The organism is Bradyrhizobium sp. CCBAU 51753, from assembly GCF_015291565.1.
In the GTDB taxonomy this organism is placed as follows: Bacteria; Pseudomonadota; Alphaproteobacteria; order Rhizobiales; family Xanthobacteraceae; genus Bradyrhizobium; species Bradyrhizobium ivorense.
On the sequence record NZ_CP030037.1, the window covers coordinates 228,677 to 244,436 of the forward strand.

Below are 15,760 nucleotides of genomic sequence, written 5' to 3' on the forward strand. Positions count from 1 at the left end.
CTCTTCCAAGGGAGATATGGTTTTTCCGTGATGATCGGCCCCGGTCAGAACTGGCCCTCTTCCTCGTCGACCAGGATTTCGCGCTTTCCGGCGTGATTCGCCGGGCCGACGATGCCTTCCAGTTCCATCCGCTCCATCAGCGAGGCGGCGCGGTTATAGCCGATTTGCAGCCGGCGCTGAATGTAGGAGGTCGAGGCCTTGCGGTCGCGCTTGACGATCGCAACCGCCTGCGTGAACAGATCGCCGCCGCCGTCGCCGCCCATGCCTGTGGCATCGAACACCGCGCCGTCCTCGCCCTCGGCGGGCTCTTCCGCGGTGACCGCCTCGAGATATTCCGGCGCGCCCTGCGTCTTGAGGTGACGCACCACCTTCTCGACTTCTTCGTCCGAGGCGAACGGGCCGTGCACGCGGCTGATGCGGCCGCCGCCGGCCATATAGAGCATGTCGCCCTGGCCGAGCAGCTGCTCGGCGCCCATCTCGCCCAGAATGGTGCGGCTGTCGATCTTCGAGGTCACCTGGAAGGCGATGCGGGTCGGGAAGTTCGCCTTGATGGTGCCGGTGATGACGTCGACCGACGGACGCTGCGTCGCGAGGATCACGTGCAGGCCGGCGGCGCGCGCCATCTGCGCGAGGCGCTGCACCGCGCCCTCGATGTCCTTGCCGGCGACCATCATCAGGTCGGCCATCTCGTCGACGATGATGACGATGTAGGGCAGCGGATCGAGATCGAGCTTCTCTTCCTCGTAGATCGCCTTGCCGGTCTCCTTGTCGAAGCCGGTGTGCACGGTGCGCGTCAGCTCCTCGCCCTTGCCCTTGGCCTCGACCAGACGCTGGTTGTAGCCGTCGATATTGCGAACGCCGAGCTTGGCCATCTTCTTGTAGCGCTCTTCCATCTCGCGCACTGCCCACTTCAGCGCCACCACCGCCTTCTTCGGATCGGTGACGACGGGCGTCAGCAGATGGGGAATGCCGTCATAGACGGAGAGTTCGAGCATCTTGGGATCGACCATGATCAGGCGGCACTGATCGGGCCGCAGCCGGTAGACCAGGCTGAGGATCATGGTGTTGATCGCGACCGATTTACCGGAGCCGGTGGTGCCGGCGATCAGCATGTGCGGCGTGCGCGCGAGGTCGATGATGACGGGATCGCCGCCGATGGTCTTGCCGAGACACAGCGGCAGTTTTGCCACCGACTCGGTGCTCTCCTTGGCGACCAGGAGCTCGCGCAGATAAACCTTTTCGCGATGCGCGTTCGGCAGCTCGATGCCGATCGCGTTGCGGCCGGCGACGACCGCGACGCGCGCCGACAGCGCGCTCATCGAGCGGGCGATGTCGTCGGATAGACCAATCACGCGCGACGACTTGATGCCGGGCGCCGGCTCGAGCTCGTACAGCGTCACCACGGGACCGGGATTGGCTTTGACGATCTCGCCGCGCACGCCGAAATCCTGCAGCACGCCTTCGAGAGCGCGCGAATTGGCTTCCAGCTCGGCCTTGCTCAGCGGCTGGCGGTCGCTGGCCTTCGGCGCTGTGAGCACGGAGACGGACGGCAGCTCGAACTTGTCTGAATTCTTTTTCTTCGGCTTCGGCTCGGCCTTCTTGCGCGGGGCGCGGGCGGCGGGAGCTTCCTCCTCCTCGTCCTCTTCCTCATCATCGCTGCCATGATCGAAGTGGTCGGCGTCGTCCTCGTCGTCATGTCCGGCCGGTGTAATCGAAGGCGCGGCGCGGCCGCTGCCGCCGATATTTGGCTCCTGGCGCTCGAAGGCGCCGGTGCGACCCTGCGATGCGCTCGACACCAGCGATTTGTAGGCGGTGGTGAATAGCCAGCCGAGCCGCGCCTTGGCGCTCATCAGCGCATGGAACAGCCAGCCCAGCGAGACCGAGCTGCGGTCCTCATCCTCCTCGACGAACGGCTCGTCGTCATCGGCAATCGGCGTCAGCTCGTCCTCCTGCTCTTTGGCGCCCCAGCCACAGGCGAACAGGAAGCACGGCACCATTGCGACGAACAGGATCAGGCCGAGCACGACGCGGTAGATGAAGCCAGGCGGCCCGAACGCCACCGCGGGGGCCCGCAGCAGCGCATCGCCGACCACGCCGCCAAGCCCGGTCGGCAGCGGCCAGGCGGTGTTGTGCGGCCAGCAGCTGGCAAAGCCCGCCGCGATCACAGTGGTGAGGATCCAGCAGCCGAGCCGCAGCGCCTCGCGGTCGAACGGCCGGTGCGTCAGCATCCGCCAGCCCCACACCGCGACCGGCAGCACCAGCATGATGGCGCCGAGCCCGAGGATCTGCATCAAGAGATCGGCGCCGATCGCGCCGGGATAGCCGACCACGTTGCGGATCGCGCGCGAGGTGGCGTGGCTCAGCGAGGGATCCTGCACCGACCAGGTCATCAGCGCCGCCGCGACCACGCCCGACAGCGCGATCAGGCCGAGCCCGGTCAATTCGCGCAGCCGCCGCGCCAGCGCCTCGCGCATGGAGTGCGGCAGATGGCCGACCAGGGGAATGACTCGTTCGATCGCAGGCATACTCAATCTTCGCGCTTTGCGATTAACCCAGGGTTTCGACCAGGCGGTGTAACGCCTCGGCCGTGGATTCACTGTCGGAGACCAGCGCAAGGCGGATGTAGCCCGCGCCCGGATTGGAACCGTCGTTCTGCTGGCGCGCCAAATAGCTGCCGGGAATCACCCGCACGCCGGCGTCGCGATAGAGCTGCACCGTCACCGCCTCGTCGCCGCCGCGATCGGAGACATCGAGCCAGACGCAGAAGCCGCCGGCCGGCCGCTTGAAGCCGTAGCGGTTGCCGAGAATCTGGTCGGCGAAATCGAACTTGATGCGATAGAGCCGGCGGTTTTCCTCGACATGCGCCTCGTCGCCGTAGGCGGCGACCGCGACATGCTGCAGCGGCACCGGCACCTGCGGCGCCGCGACGTTACGCAGCTCGAGGAATGCGGCCAAAAACTTTTTGTCGCCGGCGGCGAAGCCGACGCGCATGCCTGGCAGGTTCGAGCGCTTCGACAGTGATTGGAACACGACCACATTGGCGAAGTCGGGCCCGGCGCATTCCAGCATGCTGCCCGGCGCCTCGCGGGTATAGATCTCCGAGTAGCACTCGTCGCTCAAGATGATGAAGCCGTAACGGTCGGCGAGCTCCTTCAGCCGCATGAAGTAGGCGCGCGAGGCGACCGAGCCCTGCGGGTTCGCCGGCGAGGCGATGAAGAACGCGACGGTGCGCGCCCAGGTCGCCTCGTCGATCGAATCGAGGTCGGGCAGAAAGCCGTTGGCGAGCGTGGTCGGCAGATAGATCTGCTCGCAGCCGGCGGCGCGGGTGCCGGCGCCATAGGCCGGGTAGAATGGGTTCGGCATCAGGATCGCCGGCCGTCCCTTGCGCGGACTGACGTAACGGGCGGCCGTGATCGCGGCAAAGAACAGCCCCTCGCGGCTGCCGTTCAGCACGAGCACCTCGCTCTCCGGATCGACCGGGCGGGGCAGCCGGAACCGGCTCGACAGCCAGGCCGCGGCGGCACGGCGGAACGGCTCGATGCCCTTGGCCATCGGGTAGCGGCCGAACTCGGCGGTATGTTTCGCCAGCACCGGCCCGACGAACTCCGGCACCGGGTGCTGCGGCTCGCCGACCGATAGCGTAATCAATGGCTTAGCCGGCTGGTAGGGTGCCAGCAGCTCGGTGGTCCGCACGAATGGGGAACGCTCGGCCTGGCCGGATGCGACATCATTGCCGGCGCCCTGCGCCACGCCGGATGAGGCGGTCATTGCCATGTTTGAAGCGCCAGCACTTTCACTGCGGTCGGGGGTGGAGGGGGGCGACCGTAAACCGATCAAGTCACCATAGATAGGGCGAGGTTAAGACGCGATTAACCATCGGCGCCGCGGTCCGAACTGCCGCGGAAACCTGCCGCATGACGGCGCGCCCGCCGTTGCCAGATGCCGAAGTGCTGACCGACCAGCGGCGATCGCTGAAACGATTTCTGCGCCGCAGCCCGGATGCAGCGAAGCGTAATCCGGGGCAGGTCCATCCGCGGACAGAGCGGCCTCCGGATTGCGCTGCGCGCCATCCGGGCTACGCAGTTAAATGTGGCGTCGAGCCTACCGCGCCGGCAGCTTCTCGAAGGCCGGCTTGCCGTCGGGCACGTGGTGGAAGGTCTGCTTGTCGCAGGTGTAGATCGTCATCTGCGGGCTGAACACGCTGGGGTCGTCGAAGGTACCGACCTTGAGGATGGTGGCGGGCAGACCGGGCACCTTGGTCACCAAATGCGTGCCGCATTCCGGACAGAATTCGCGGGTCACGGCGCGCTCGAGGTCCTTGCGGGTGAACTGCTTGGGCTCGCTTGCGGTGTATTTGAAGCCGGTGGTCGGCATCGCCATGAACATATTCGGCCCGCCGCCGGTGATGTACTGGCACTCGCGGCACAGACACTGCGCCGCCATCACCGGCTCGCCCTCGGCCTGATAGCGTACCTTGCCGCAATAGCATCCGCCTTCGACCTTCATGACGTCCTCCCGCTGATTGTTGGCCTGACCGCGTCGTTCCACGGTGGCACGTTATCCTGACATTTTTTTCTCAAGCGCGGGGAAAAAGAAAGGGGCTCCAACTTGCGCTGGAGCCCCTCAACGGTCCGGGCATTGCCGGGTATGTGCCCGGGCCGTAGTTCTGGGAGCGGCCGCTTGGGGAGGCCGCCCCCCGGGAGAACTCACATGTTGTAGGCGCGCTCGGTGTGCTCGGTGATGTCGAGGCCTTCACGCTCGGTCTCGACATTGGCGCGCAGGCCGACGATTACGTCGACGACCTTGTAGAGGATCGCCGAGCCGATGCCCGACCACACCAGCGTGGTGCCGACGCCCCAGCACTGCGAGACCATCTGGGTCACGAGGTCGTAGTCGGCGACCTTCGGCGGGATCGCGGTGTAGTCGATGATGCCCGCGCCGCCGAGCGCCGGGTTGACCAGGATGCCGGTGCCGAGCGCACCGACGATGCCGCCGACGCAGTGGACGCCGAACACGTCGAGCGAGTCGTCATAGCCGAGCGCGTTCTTCACCACGGTGCAGAAGAACAGGCAGACCACGCCGACGACGAGGCCGAGCACGATGGCGCCCATCGGACCGGAGTAACCGGCCGCCGGCGTCACCGCGACGAGACCCGCGACCGCGCCCGAGAGCGCGCCGAGCAGCGAGGGATGGCCCTTGATGATCCATTCCGCGAACATCCAGGACAGCGCCGCCGCAGCGGTAGCCACGAACGAGTTGGTCATGGCGAGCGCAGCGCCGCCATTGGCTTCGAGGTTGGAGCCGGCGTTGAAGCCGAACCAGCCGACCCAGAGCAGCGAGGCGCCGATCATGGTCATGGTCAGCGAGTGCGGAGCCATCAGCTCCTTGCCGTAGCCGGTGCGCTTGCCGATCAGGAGCGCGCCGACGAGGCCGGCGATGCCCGCGTTGATGTGCACCACGGTGCCGCCGGCGAAGTCGATCGCGCCCTTCTTGAAGATCCAGCCGGCATCGGCGTTGATCTCGTCGAGCTTGGCCTGCGCCGCGGTCTTGGCCGCGCCGTCAGCCGCAGCGGCGAGCGCCTTGGCGGCATCCTGGATCGCGTCCGGGCCCGGCCAGTACCAGACCATGTGCGCGATCGGGAAGTAGATCAGCGTGACCCAGAGCGGGATGAACAGCGCCAGCGCCGCGAACTTCATCCGCTCGGCAAAGGCGCCGACGATGAGGGCCGGCGTGATCGCCGCGAAGGTCATCTGGAAGCAGATGTAGACGAGCTCGGAGATGTTGGCGTCGACCGAGAAGGTCGCGACCTTCGAGTCGGTGGTGACGCCCATCAGGAACGCCTTGGAGAAACCGCCGATGAAGTCGGAGCCGCCGGTGAAGGCGAGGCTGTAGCCATAGAGGGCCCAGAGCACGGTGACGAGGCAGACGGTGTAGAACACCTGCGCCAGCACCGAGAGCATGTTCTTGGAGCGGACCAGACCGCCATAGAACAGCGCCAGGCCCGGGATGGTCATCAGCAGCACCAGCACCGTCGAGGTCAGCATCCAGGCATTGTCGCCCTTGTTGACGGTTGGCTCAGCGTAGGCGGCGGTCGCGGCAAACAGGCCGACTGCAAGTGCCGCCAGTCCCGCGCCGTAGGGACGCTTGAACGTCATGTTATTTTACTCCTGAGGTCTTGTAAGGTTTGAGCGCGAAATCAGAGGGCCGCGGCATCAGCCTCGCCGGTGCGGATGCGCACGGCGTGTTCGAGGCTGATGACGAAGATCTTGCCGTCGCCGATCTGCCCGGTCTTGGCGGCAGCGGTGATGGCGTCGATGGTCTTGTCGACCTGATCGGAGGCGACTGCGACCTCGATCTTGATCTTGGGCAGGAAGCTCACGGCATATTCGGCGCCGCGATAGATTTCCGTGTGCCCCTTCTGACGGCCGTAACCTTTGACTTCCGTCACCGTGAGACCGTGAACGCCAATGGCGGTCAGGGCGTCACGGACCTCTTCGAGCTTGAATGGCTTAATGATCGCCATAACAATTTTCATGAGTCCTATCCCCGCTTGGACCCGATGCGGACACCGGGAAGTTTGCGACTGAGAACCACCACGCGGAGGACATCCACAACGCGGGCACAGCCGGGACCCCTAGAATCAAATGCCGTGCCAGTCGGCGGGACTTCGCTAACGGTTTATGAATCCGGTTCTTTTCCCGCTTTGCGGGAGGGAGGCGACCCTGCGCTATTCCGTCGCGCCTAAAACTTAATCAGGCCTGTCTAAAACGCAGGCATGGCCTACTCCGGACATAATTGTGCCCAGAGCGGCGGCAGGGTGGCGGTAGCGGGATAGCGTGAATTACTGCAGCGCCTCGCCGTGCTGTGAGATGTCGAGCCCCTCGAGCTCCTGCTGCGCCGAGACCCGCAGCGGCACGAAGGCGCTGACCAGTTTGAGCAGCACGAAGGTGACGCCGCCGCACCAGATGAAGGTGACCGCCACGCCGTAGAGCTGGATCACGAGCTGCTTCGGGTTGCCCTCGAGCAGGCCGGCGGTGCCGCCGATCGCGGAGGCCGCGAACACGCCGGCGAGCAGCGTGCCGGTCAGGCCGCCGATGCCGTGCACGCCGAACACGTCGAGCGAGTCGTCATATTTGAAGCGGTGCTTCAGCCAGGTGCAGGCCCAGTAGCAGACCAGGCCGGCGATGATGCCGACGACGACGCCGTGCCACGGCGCGACGTAGCCGGAGGCCGGCGTGATGGTGCCGAGGCCGGCGACCGCGCCCGAGATCATGCCGAGCACCGACGGCTTGCGGCGCGTTGCCCATTCCATCGCGCCCCAGGTCAGCGCGCCGGCGCAGGCCGACAGATGCGTGGCGGTGATCGCCATCACCGCGCGCGAATTGGCCCCGTACGCCGAACCGCCGTTGAAGCCGAACCAGCCGACCCAGAGCAGGCCGGTGCCCATCACCGCGAGCGACAGATCGAATGGCGCCAGGTTCTCGCTGCCATAGCCATGGCGGTTGCCCATCACCTTGGCCGCGACCAGGCCGCTGATGCCGGCGGACAAATGCACGACGAGGCCGCCGGCGAAATCGAGCACGCCGGCCTGGGCGAGGAAGCCGCCGCCCCACACCCAGTGCGCCAGCGGCACATAGGCGAACACGAACCAGCCGATCGAGAACAGCACATAGGCGGAGAACCGCATGCGGTCGGCGACCGAACCCGCGACCAGCGCCACCGTGATGATCGCAAAGGTCATCTGGTACAGCATGAACAGCGCTTCGGGGATGGTCTTGGCCGCCGGATTGACGCTGTCCATCGTCATGCCCGCGAGAAACCACCGGTCGAGCCCGCCGAGCCAGGCGCCGTCGCCGACGAAGCTCAGCGAATAGCCGAAGGTGACCCAGAGGATCGAGACGATGGCGACCGCAGCAAGGCTCTGCGCCATGGTCGCCAGCACGTTCTTCTTGCGCACCATGCCGGAGTAGAACAGCGCCAGCCCCGGGATCGTCATCATCAGCACCAGCGCGGTGGCGACGATCATCCAGGCGGTGTCGGCGCCGTTGATACCGGGATTGGCCGCCGACGTGCCGGCTGAATCCTGCGCGAAGGCAGGCGTGTCCAGCGCCAGCAGAATTGCAGCATTGATCGGCGCAGCTGTGATCGCTGCGCGAAGAGCCCATGCCCCCATCATCATTCCCCGGCGGTCGTCGTTGTTTGGATGCGCCGGCGTCGTTGCCGGCGGTGATCTCGATTGGAAAGTTACAGCGCGTCGCGGTCGGTCTCGCCGGTGCGGATGCGCAGGGCGTGGTCGATCGGCGTGACGAAGATCTTGCCGTCGCCGATCTGGCCGGTGCGGGCGTGCTGGGTGATGACGGCAACCGCCTTTTCGGCGAGGTCGGTATCGACCGCGATCTCGATCCTGAGCTTGGGCAGGAAGTTCACGACATATTCGGCGCCGCGATAGATCTCGGTGTGACCCTTCTGGCGGCCGTAGCCCTTCACCTCGGTCACCGTCATGCCGTGGACGCCGATCGCAGTCAGCGCCTGGCGCACCTCGTCCAGCTTGAACGGTTTGATGATCGCGACGACGAGTTTCATGGTGAGGCCTTCATTCCCTTGAGGTTTTTCGCAATCCGCAGCAGTGGCCGGAGCGGCACGTGCCGTCTTGTGGAGCGGCAACTTGCCGCCCCCTCGCGGCTGGCGTTCTGCGTCCACCAAATCTGGCAGCTTTCTGGGCAAATGGCACAAAAAAGTTGCAACATGAAGCGGAAAACATGCGCAGCCGGTGAGGTCGCTCACTATACGGGACGAAAACCCTCGGCCAGAATGTGGCTTTCCCACCCGGTCAGCAGCTCCCCGCTGGCTTGTTTCGCCACCGCGTCCCCCGCGCGCGCCCCGAGGAAACAAAAATGTCGAACCGAAACTGGTTTTATGCATCCGAAGGCCAGCAGAAGGGTCCCCTGCCGGAGGGCCAGCTGCGTGACCTCATCAGCCGCGGCATGGTGCGGGCCGATACGCTGGTGTGGACCGAAGGCATGTCCGGTTGGCAGAAGGCGGGCGAAATTCCCGGCCTCGTTCCCGGCGCGGGCGCGCCACCGGCGTTTCCGCAAGCAGGCGGGGCGCCGCAGGTCGCGGCCTCCGGCAGCTACACCGGCGGGGCGCTGTCGGCGGACTTCCCGACCTGGGGCCTGTTCGGACGCAGCCTGCTGCTGTTCATCGGCCAGATTTTCGTCATTCCGGCGCCGTGGACGGCGACCGCCCTGTACCGCTTCGCGATTCCCTACATCCGCGTCCCGGGCCGGCCGAATCTCGAGTTCACCGGACAACCGCTCGACATCTGGTACGTCTTCATCGTGTTGGGTCTGTTGACCTATGCCGGGGTCGCCGACAGCAACATCGTCACGCTGCTGTCCCTGGTGCTGCAGGCGTTCCTCGGCTGGATGATCGTCCGCTGGATCGCCAGCCGTCTCAGCTCGAACGGCCAGGAGCTGCCGATCGCGTTCAAGGGCAGCCCGGCGGTCTATATCGGCTGGTATGTGTTGATGGTGATCTCTTCGATCACGATCATCGGCTGGGCCTGGGTGATGACGGCCTGGATGCGCTGGATCTGCCGCAACATCGAAGGCACGCGCCGCGAGGTCACCTTCAACGCGTCGGGGCTCGAGGTGCTGTGGCGAACCATCGTGTTCGCGATCGGTTGCGCGTTCCTGATCCCGATTCCCTGGGTGCTGCGCTGGTACGCCAACTGGTACATCTCGCAATTCGCGCTGGTCGAGCGTCAGTCCGGCTTCGTCGCCGTCTAGCTCTTTGTTTGAGCATGATCTCCGCGCAAACGCGTACCGCGTTTGTCGCGAGGGAAAACCGCTTCACACTTTTCCGGATCATGCTCTACCGCCGCTCGCGCACCGAGCCTTCCTGCGCCACTGACGCCACCAGCGTGCCGTCGGGCTTGAAGATCAGGCCGCGGGTCAGCCCGCGGCCGGATTGCGCGCTCGGCGAATCCTGCACGTAGAGCAGCCATTCGTCGGCGCGGAACGGGCGGTGAAACCACATCGCATGGTCGAGGCTCGCCGGCATCATGCGGCGGTCGAACAGCGTGCGGCCGTAGCGCGCCATCACCGCGTCGAGCAGCGAGAAATCCGATGCATAGGCCAGCGCGCACAGATGCAGCGCGGGATCGTCGGGCAGCTTGGCGGCGGTGCGGATCCAGACATGGATGCGGCCGTCGTCGATCTTCTGGCCAAAGTAGCGGCCGAGCTCGACCGGGCGCAGCTCGATCGGCCGGTCGCTCTCGTAGTAGCGGCGGATGAACTCCGGCATTTCCTTGAACATCGGCTGCTTCGACACTTCCTCGGCCGTCAGCTTCTCCGGCGGCGGCACGTCGGGCATCTTGTCCTGGTGGTTGAAGTTGCTCTCCTCGTCGGCGTGGAACGAGACCATGATCGAAAAGATCGCGTTGCCGTGCTGGATCGCGGTGACGCGGCGGGTGGTGTAGCTCTTGCCGTCGCGGAGACGCTCGACCTGGTAGATGATCGGGATCTGCGGATCGCCCGGCAGGATGAAATAGCAATGGATCGAATGCGGCAGGCGGCCCTCGACGGTGCGGCACGCCGCCACCATCGCCTGCCCGATCACCTGGCCGCCGAACACCCGCTGCCAGCTGGTCTTCGGGCTGTTGCCGCGGAACAAATTCACCTCGAGCTGCTCGAGGTCGAGGATGGACAGCAGGTCGATCAGGCTTTTGGACATGGATGGCTTTCGGTGTCTTGGCCCGTCATTCCGGGGCGCGCGAAGCGTGAACTATGGTGCGCAATTGCGCACCTGAGAATCTCGAGATTCCGGGTTCGATGCTATCGCATCGCCCCGGAATGACCGCGTTGGGCTTGTTTCTGGCACCTGTTTCGCCCAGCTATTATCAGGTAGCAAGCACAGTCTGAGGGCGCCACGCGCGTAAAGGAACGGCATGCCGGCACAGCGAAGTATTGTCATCTGCGGGGGTGCATTTGCCGGGCTGGCGCTGGCGGTGGCGCTGCGCCAGGGGCTCGGGCCCGACGTCGGCGTGGTCGTGGCCGACCCGGCGCTGAGCCAGCGGCCAAGCCGCGACCCGCGCGCGACCGCGATCGTGGCGGCCTGCCGGCGGCTGTTCGAGACGCTCGGGGTCTGGGGCCAGGTCGCGCCGACCGCGCAGCCGATCACCGACATGGTCGTGACCGACTCCAAGCTGGAGGACGCTACGCGTCCGGTGTTTTTGACCTTCGCCGGCAATGTCGAGCCCGGCGAGCCGTTCGCGCATATGGTCGAGAACCGCTATCTGATCGATGCGCTCGCCGCGCGCGCCGAGGCCGAGGGCGTCGAGCTGCGCGCCACCGCGGTGTCGAGCTTCGATGCGCGCCCCGACGGCGTCAGCGTCACCTTGGCGGATGGCACCGTGATCGACGCGAGCCTCCTGGTCGCCGCCGATGGCGCGCGCTCAAGGCTGCGCGAGCGCGCCGGCATCGCCACCCATGGCTGGGACTACGATCAATCCGGCATCGTCGTCACCGTCGGCCATGAGCGCGCGCACAACGGCCGCGCCGAGGAGCATTTCCTGCCCGCGGGCCCGTTCGCGATCCTGCCGCTGACCGGCAACCGCTCCTCGCTGGTGTGGACCGAGACGCGCAAGGACGCCGCGCGCATCACCGCGCTGAGTGACGAGGAATTCCACGCCGAGCTCGAGCAGCGCTTCGGTCTGCACCTCGGCGAGATCAAGGCGCTCGACAAGCCGCGCGCGTTTCCGCTCGGCTATTTCGTCGCGCGCTCCTTCATCGCCGAGCGGATGGCGCTGATCGGCGACGCCGCGCATGTGATCCATCCGATCGCAGGGCAGGGGTTGAACCTGGGCCTGAAGGATGTCGCCGCACTGGCCGAAGTCGTGGTCGACGCGGCGCGGCTCGGCATGGATCTCGGCCAGGCCGACGTGCTCGAGCGCTACCAGCGCTGGCGCCGCTTCGACACCATGGCGATGGGCGTCGCCACCAACTCGCTGAACTTCCTGTTCTCCAACGAATCGACGCTGCTGCGCACCGTGCGCGACATCGGCCTCGGTCTCGTCGACCGCACGCCGCCGCTGAAGGAGATGTTCATCCGCCAGGCGGCGGGATTGTCAGGCGAAGTGCCGCGGCTGCTGAAGGGCGAGGCGCTGTAGAATTTGTAGCTTCGTAGCCCGGATGCAGCGAAGCGAAATCCGGGAAAGTCTCACCGCGGATAATCTGCCCAGATTGCGCTGCGCTGCATCCGGGCTACGGGTCTTCCCTCAATCGATCTTTCTTGCCTCTTCCGGCAGCATGATCGGGATGCCGTCGCGGATCGGATAGGCGAGCTTTGCGGAGCGCGAGATCAGCTCCTGCCGCGCGGCGTCGAATTCCAGCGGGCCCTTGGTGATCGGGCACACCAGAATTTCCAGCAGCTTCGGGTCGGCGGTGCTCTCGAGGTGATCGGTCGTGGAATTCATTGCGCTCTCCAGCTTCCCTGTCGTCTAGCACATCCAATCGGCGCGAGTCATGACGGCGCGCGGGCCATCCGCAGCAGCTCGTCGAGCGCGGCCTGCTGCCGCACCTTCGGGCCGGTCTGGTCCGACAGCGCGTAGCCGACGAACGCCCAGTAGAAGATCTGCGCGCGGCCGCGCGCCACCTCGTCGGCAAATCCGGCCTGCCGCAGCAGGGTCTCGATATAGCCGATGCGGCGCTGGTCGACCGCGAGCACCGCGGCGCGCGCCTCCGGATCGACGGTCGCCCAGCTGCGCACCGCGCGTTCCAGCAGAAGCCGCGCCGAGAAGGTGCGGCGCAGCAGCAGCGCCAGCGCGTCCTCGCCGCTCGGAACCGTCTCGAGCTCGGCGATCACCTGCTCGGCGCTGACCTCGCGCCAGTGCTTGAGGATCGCCGCGCGGTACGCGCCGATATCGGCAAAATGCCAGTAGAAGCTGCCGCGCGAGACGCCCATCGCCTTCGCCAGCGGCTCGGCCTTGAGCGCCGTGAAGCCGCTTTTTGCCAGCGTCTTCAGGCCCCGATCGAGCCAATCCTTTGCCGAAAGCTGTTCCGTCATGGTTCCCCGTTCCCGCGCCGGCCGACCATACACAACTGTATTGACAGGCGCCAGCCGCCGGTGCGATAAGCATCAACCATACAGTTATGTATGGAGGCGTCGCGATGCGCGATCTTCTGCTGCAGGCTGCCGGACTGATCGCCATCGGCATCAGCCTGGCGCATGGCGTGCTCGGCGAGACCAAGGTGTTCGCGCGCGCCACCGTCGAGCCGCCGCGGCTGCGACTGCTGCTCCGCCTGGTCTGGCAGGCTGGCACCATCGCCTGGATCGCCGGCGGCGTCCTGCTGCTCGCAGCCCCCGCAATGGCGTCGGACGCGGCGCGGCACTGGATCGTGGTGACCTTCGCCGTCGTCTTCGGCTTTGCCGCGATCGCAAATGCGATTGCGACCCGGGGCCCGCATCTCGGCTGGATCGGGATGAGCGCGGTCGTGGCGCTCGCGGTGGCCGCCTACTAGCGCAGGAGTTCACCATGGACGATCGCATCCGCCTTTCCATCGCCAACGGCGTCGCCGACGTCCGGCTGAACCGACCGGACCGGCTGAACGCGCTCGATCCCGCGATGTTCGTGGCGATCGCCGATGCCGGCGCGCGGCTTGCAGATAACAGCGGCGTCCGCGCCGTGGTGCTGTCGGGCGAAGGCGAGGCGTTCTGCGCCGGCCTCGACATCGAGCGCCTGGTCGCCACGACCGAAGGCGAATCCATCCTGCCGTTTGCCGATCTGGGCCGGCGCACCCACGGCATCGCCAACTGGGCGCAGCATCTGGTCTGGCTGTGGCGGGAGCTGCCGGTGCCTGTCATCGCGGCCGTCCACGGCGTCGCGGTCGGTGGCGGATTCCAGCTCACGCTCGGCGCCGATATCAGATATCTCGCGCCCGGCACGCGGCTCGGCATCGTCGAAGCCAAATGGGGTCTGGTGCCCGACATGGCCGGCACCCAGCTGATGCGTCATCTCGCCCGCGAAGATATCGTCCGCGAGCTGACCTACACCGCGCGCATCTTCTCCGCCGACGAAGCGCTCGCCTACGGCTTCGCTACAAAAGTGGTCGACGATCCCCGAGAGGCCGCGCTGGCGACAGCGCGCGCGATCGCCGACCGCAGCCCGGATGCAATCCGCGCCGCCAAGCGGCTGCTCAATCTCGCGGCCAGCTGCGACGCCGCGACCGGGCTCGCGGCCGAGACCGCCGAGCAGGCGCAGCTGCTCGGCACGCCCAATCACGTCGAGGCGGTCAGGGCCAATCTCGAACGCCGCCCGCCGCGCTGGAGTGTTGCATGACCGCGGATCCGGGTTTCGACCTGCAGCGCCTTGCCGCGGTCAATGCATCCGCCGCGTTCAACCGGCTCATCGGCCTCGAGGTCGTCGCGGCCGGTGACGGCGAGGTCGAGCTGCGCATGCCGTGGCGCGACGACTTCGGCCAATATGCCGGCCATTTGCATGCCGGCATGATCGCAGCGCTGCTCGACACCGCCTGCGGCTTTGCCGCGGCGACCGTCATCGGCAGCGTCACCGCGTCGCATTTTTCGATGAACTGCCTGAAACCCGCCGCCGGCCTCAGGTTTGTCTCGAAGGGCACCACGGTGCGCGCCGGGCGCAAACAGGTGTTCGCACGGGCGGAGCTGTTCGCGGAGAATGAGCGGGGCGACATGATCCTCGTCGCCACCGGTGAGACGGTGCTCGTTCCTCTCAGCGCCTGATCGGTCAACACCAGGGAGTGCCAACATGTCCCTCGTTCTCGTCACCGGCGGCAGCGGCCATCTCGGCCGCGATCTGGTCGACCGGTTGGTTCAGGCCGGGCACCGCGTGCGGGTGTTCGCGCGGTCGCCGCAAGCTCGCGCCGATATCGAGTGGGCGACCGGCGACCTCGCCACCGGCGAAGGTTTGCGCGCGGCGCTGCGCGGCGTTGACACCGTGATCAATGCGGCGACGTTTTCGCCGATCGCGCGGCGCGGCGGCATCAGGCCGATCGATTTTTTCAGATCGCCCTCCGCCGTCGATGTCGAAGGCACCGAGCGGCTGCTCGCGTCGTGCGGTGATGCGAAGGTCCAGCACTTCCTTCATGTCTCGATCGTTGGCCTCGACGATGCGTCACTGCCTTATGCTCGCGTCAAACTTGCGGGCGAGCGCCTTGTGCGCAGCTCCGACTTGTCGTGGTCGGTGGTCCGCGCGATGCCGTTCTACTATCTGCTGGAGACCATGCTCGCCTCCCTCTCCTGGCTTCCGCTCTGGCCGGTGCCGACGACCGTGTTCAATCCGGTCGATACGTCCGACGTCGCCGGCTATCTCGTCAGCTGTGCGTTCGACGAAGAGCGCGGCGAGCGTGCCGAGATCGGCGGCCCCGATGATCTCGGCTGCGATGCATTCGCGCGGCAGTATCAAGCCGCCCGCGGCATCCGCCGGCCGATCCTGCCGATGCGGGTGTCCGAGCGCACGGCCCGCGGCATGGGCTTTGTCGTGAGCAGCGGCGTGCGCGGAACTCTGTCCTGGTCCGATTGGCTGCAGCGGCGGTCATCCGCGTTCCAAATCGCGGCGTGAGCCGTTGGAACCGCGACTTCTTGCAGTGCGGTCGAAGCACATTGCGGAATTTGATGGAGTCATCAATTCCGCAGCAGATCCGGCTTACGCGCGGATAACCATGCCACCGAAAGTTGCGAAAAATTATCGAGAAGAAAATCCACTCGGCCTATTGGTTGAAGCAGT

16 protein-coding genes are annotated in these 15,760 nt (G+C 66.2%); 6 read left to right on the top strand and 10 right to left on the bottom strand.

Features of this window, described 5'->3' with window-relative positions:
• Positions 1-44: 44 nt before the first annotated feature.
• From XH93_RS01065 to XH93_RS01095, 7 genes are all read right to left on the bottom strand, one after another.
• Entirely contained in the window at positions 45-2,531 is a 2,487-nt protein-coding gene (locus XH93_RS01065) for a DNA translocase FtsK (protein WP_194472050.1), read from the bottom strand.
• A 16-nt stretch (positions 2,532-2,547) separates the two neighbouring features.
• Positions 2,548-3,774: an aminotransferase class I/II-fold pyridoxal phosphate-dependent enzyme gene (locus tag XH93_RS01070; protein WP_194472051.1), complete on the bottom strand. Its 1,227-nt coding sequence runs from the start codon at positions 3,772-3,774 to the stop codon at positions 2,548-2,550.
• A gap of 327 nt (positions 3,775-4,101) precedes the next feature.
• Positions 4,102-4,506, bottom strand: coding sequence for a GFA family protein (locus tag XH93_RS01075; protein WP_194472052.1), 405 nt, complete (start codon positions 4,504-4,506; stop codon positions 4,102-4,104).
• 200 nt (positions 4,507-4,706) lie between these two features.
• Positions 4,707-6,155, bottom strand: a complete 1,449-nt coding sequence (locus XH93_RS01080) for an ammonium transporter (RefSeq protein ID WP_194472053.1) — start codon at positions 6,153-6,155, stop codon at positions 4,707-4,709.
• Between the two features lie 41 nt (positions 6,156-6,196).
• On the bottom strand, positions 6,197-6,535 hold the full coding sequence (locus tag XH93_RS01085; protein WP_044539269.1) for a P-II family nitrogen regulator: 339 nt from the start codon (positions 6,533-6,535) through the stop codon (positions 6,197-6,199).
• Positions 6,536-6,841: 306 nt separating this feature from the next.
• The gene (locus XH93_RS01090; RefSeq protein ID WP_194472054.1) at positions 6,842-8,173 is read right to left on the bottom strand and encodes an ammonium transporter; all 1,332 of its coding nucleotides are present in this window, start codon (positions 8,171-8,173) and stop codon (positions 6,842-6,844) included.
• A gap of 71 nt (positions 8,174-8,244) precedes the next feature.
• Positions 8,245-8,583: a P-II family nitrogen regulator gene (locus XH93_RS01095; protein WP_139479558.1), complete on the bottom strand. Its 339-nt coding sequence runs from the start codon at positions 8,581-8,583 to the stop codon at positions 8,245-8,247.
• A gap of 311 nt (positions 8,584-8,894) precedes the next feature.
• On the opposite strand from XH93_RS01095, the gene XH93_RS01100 reads away from it, so the two are divergent.
• Positions 8,895-9,788 carry a DUF4339 domain-containing protein gene (locus XH93_RS01100; protein ID WP_194472055.1) on the top strand — a complete coding sequence of 298 codons (894 nt, stop codon included), beginning with the start codon at positions 8,895-8,897 and terminating at the stop codon, positions 9,786-9,788.
• Positions 9,789-9,873: 85 nt separating this feature from the next.
• Here XH93_RS01100 and tesB read toward each other — a convergent pair whose 3' ends face one another.
• Positions 9,874-10,734 (bottom strand): acyl-CoA thioesterase II, encoded by an 861-nt coding sequence (gene tesB / locus XH93_RS01105; RefSeq protein ID WP_194472056.1) that lies wholly within the window; start codon positions 10,732-10,734, stop codon positions 9,874-9,876.
• A gap of 214 nt (positions 10,735-10,948) precedes the next feature.
• On the opposite strand from tesB, the gene XH93_RS01110 reads away from it, so the two are divergent.
• A complete protein-coding gene (locus tag XH93_RS01110) occupies positions 10,949-12,169 on the top strand; it encodes a ubiquinone biosynthesis hydroxylase (protein ID WP_194472057.1) in 1,221 nt (406 codons plus the stop codon).
• Positions 12,170-12,277: 108 nt separating this feature from the next.
• Here the strand turns inward: XH93_RS01110 and XH93_RS01115 are convergent, their stop codons facing one another.
• Both XH93_RS01115 and XH93_RS01120 read right to left on the bottom strand, forming a co-directional pair.
• Entirely contained in the window at positions 12,278-12,475 is a 198-nt protein-coding gene (locus tag XH93_RS01115) for a Trm112 family protein (protein WP_018269337.1), read from the bottom strand.
• Positions 12,476-12,522: 47 nt separating this feature from the next.
• Positions 12,523-13,065: a TetR/AcrR family transcriptional regulator gene (locus XH93_RS01120; protein WP_194472058.1), complete on the bottom strand. Its 543-nt coding sequence runs from the start codon at positions 13,063-13,065 to the stop codon at positions 12,523-12,525.
• A gap of 104 nt (positions 13,066-13,169) precedes the next feature.
• Here XH93_RS01120 and XH93_RS01125 point away from each other — a divergent pair, with 104 nt between their 5' ends.
• Genes XH93_RS01125 through XH93_RS01140 form a run of 4 tightly spaced genes read left to right on the top strand, consistent with a single transcriptional unit; the run spans position 13,170 to position 15,595 of the window.
• A complete protein-coding gene (locus tag XH93_RS01125) occupies positions 13,170-13,520 on the top strand; it encodes a hypothetical protein (protein ID WP_194472059.1) in 351 nt (116 codons plus the stop codon).
• A 14-nt stretch (positions 13,521-13,534) separates the two neighbouring features.
• Complete coding sequence (locus tag XH93_RS01130; protein ID WP_194472060.1) at positions 13,535-14,338, top strand: crotonase/enoyl-CoA hydratase family protein; 804 nt, start codon at positions 13,535-13,537, stop codon at positions 14,336-14,338.
• Positions 14,335-14,757 carry a PaaI family thioesterase gene (locus tag XH93_RS01135; RefSeq protein ID WP_194472061.1) on the top strand — a complete coding sequence of 141 codons (423 nt, stop codon included), beginning with the start codon at positions 14,335-14,337 and terminating at the stop codon, positions 14,755-14,757. The genes XH93_RS01130 and XH93_RS01135 overlap by 4 nt, the downstream gene beginning before the upstream one ends.
• A 25-nt stretch (positions 14,758-14,782) precedes the next feature.
• Positions 14,783-15,595, top strand: a complete 813-nt coding sequence (locus XH93_RS01140; protein WP_194472062.1) for an SDR family oxidoreductase — start codon at positions 14,783-14,785, stop codon at positions 15,593-15,595.
• The last annotated feature ends 165 nt before the right edge of the window (positions 15,596-15,760 follow it).

Bases quoted from the DNA above. Each gene is read 5' to 3' on its own strand.
- XH93_RS01070 (WP_194472051.1), bottom strand. From the start codon at position 3,774: ATGGCAATGACCGCCTCATCCGGCGTGGCGCAGGGCGCCGGCAATGAT.
- XH93_RS01075 (WP_194472052.1), bottom strand. From the start codon at position 4,506: ATGAAGGTCGAAGGCGGATGCTATTGCGGCAAGGTACGCTATCAGGCC.
- XH93_RS01080 (WP_194472053.1), bottom strand. From the start codon at position 6,155: ATGACGTTCAAGCGTCCCTACGGCGCGGGACTGGCGGCACTTGCAGTC.
- XH93_RS01085 (WP_044539269.1), bottom strand. From the start codon at position 6,535: ATGAAAATTGTTATGGCGATCATTAAGCCATTCAAGCTCGAAGAGGTC.
- XH93_RS01090 (WP_194472054.1), bottom strand. From the start codon at position 8,173: ATGGGGGCATGGGCTCTTCGCGCAGCGATCACAGCTGCGCCGATCAAT.
- XH93_RS01095 (WP_139479558.1), bottom strand. From the start codon at position 8,583: ATGAAACTCGTCGTCGCGATCATCAAACCGTTCAAGCTGGACGAGGTG.
- XH93_RS01100 (WP_194472055.1), top strand. From the start codon at position 8,895: ATGTCGAACCGAAACTGGTTTTATGCATCCGAAGGCCAGCAGAAGGGT.
- tesB (WP_194472056.1), bottom strand. From the start codon at position 10,734: ATGTCCAAAAGCCTGATCGACCTGCTGTCCATCCTCGACCTCGAGCAG.
- XH93_RS01110 (WP_194472057.1), top strand. From the start codon at position 10,949: ATGCCGGCACAGCGAAGTATTGTCATCTGCGGGGGTGCATTTGCCGGG.
- XH93_RS01115 (WP_018269337.1), bottom strand. From the start codon at position 12,475: ATGAATTCCACGACCGATCACCTCGAGAGCACCGCCGACCCGAAGCTG.
- XH93_RS01120 (WP_194472058.1), bottom strand. From the start codon at position 13,065: ATGACGGAACAGCTTTCGGCAAAGGATTGGCTCGATCGGGGCCTGAAG.
- XH93_RS01125 (WP_194472059.1), top strand. From the start codon at position 13,170: ATGCGCGATCTTCTGCTGCAGGCTGCCGGACTGATCGCCATCGGCATC.
- XH93_RS01130 (WP_194472060.1), top strand. From the start codon at position 13,535: ATGGACGATCGCATCCGCCTTTCCATCGCCAACGGCGTCGCCGACGTC.
- XH93_RS01135 (WP_194472061.1), top strand. From the start codon at position 14,335: ATGACCGCGGATCCGGGTTTCGACCTGCAGCGCCTTGCCGCGGTCAAT.
- XH93_RS01140 (WP_194472062.1), top strand. From the start codon at position 14,783: ATGTCCCTCGTTCTCGTCACCGGCGGCAGCGGCCATCTCGGCCGCGAT.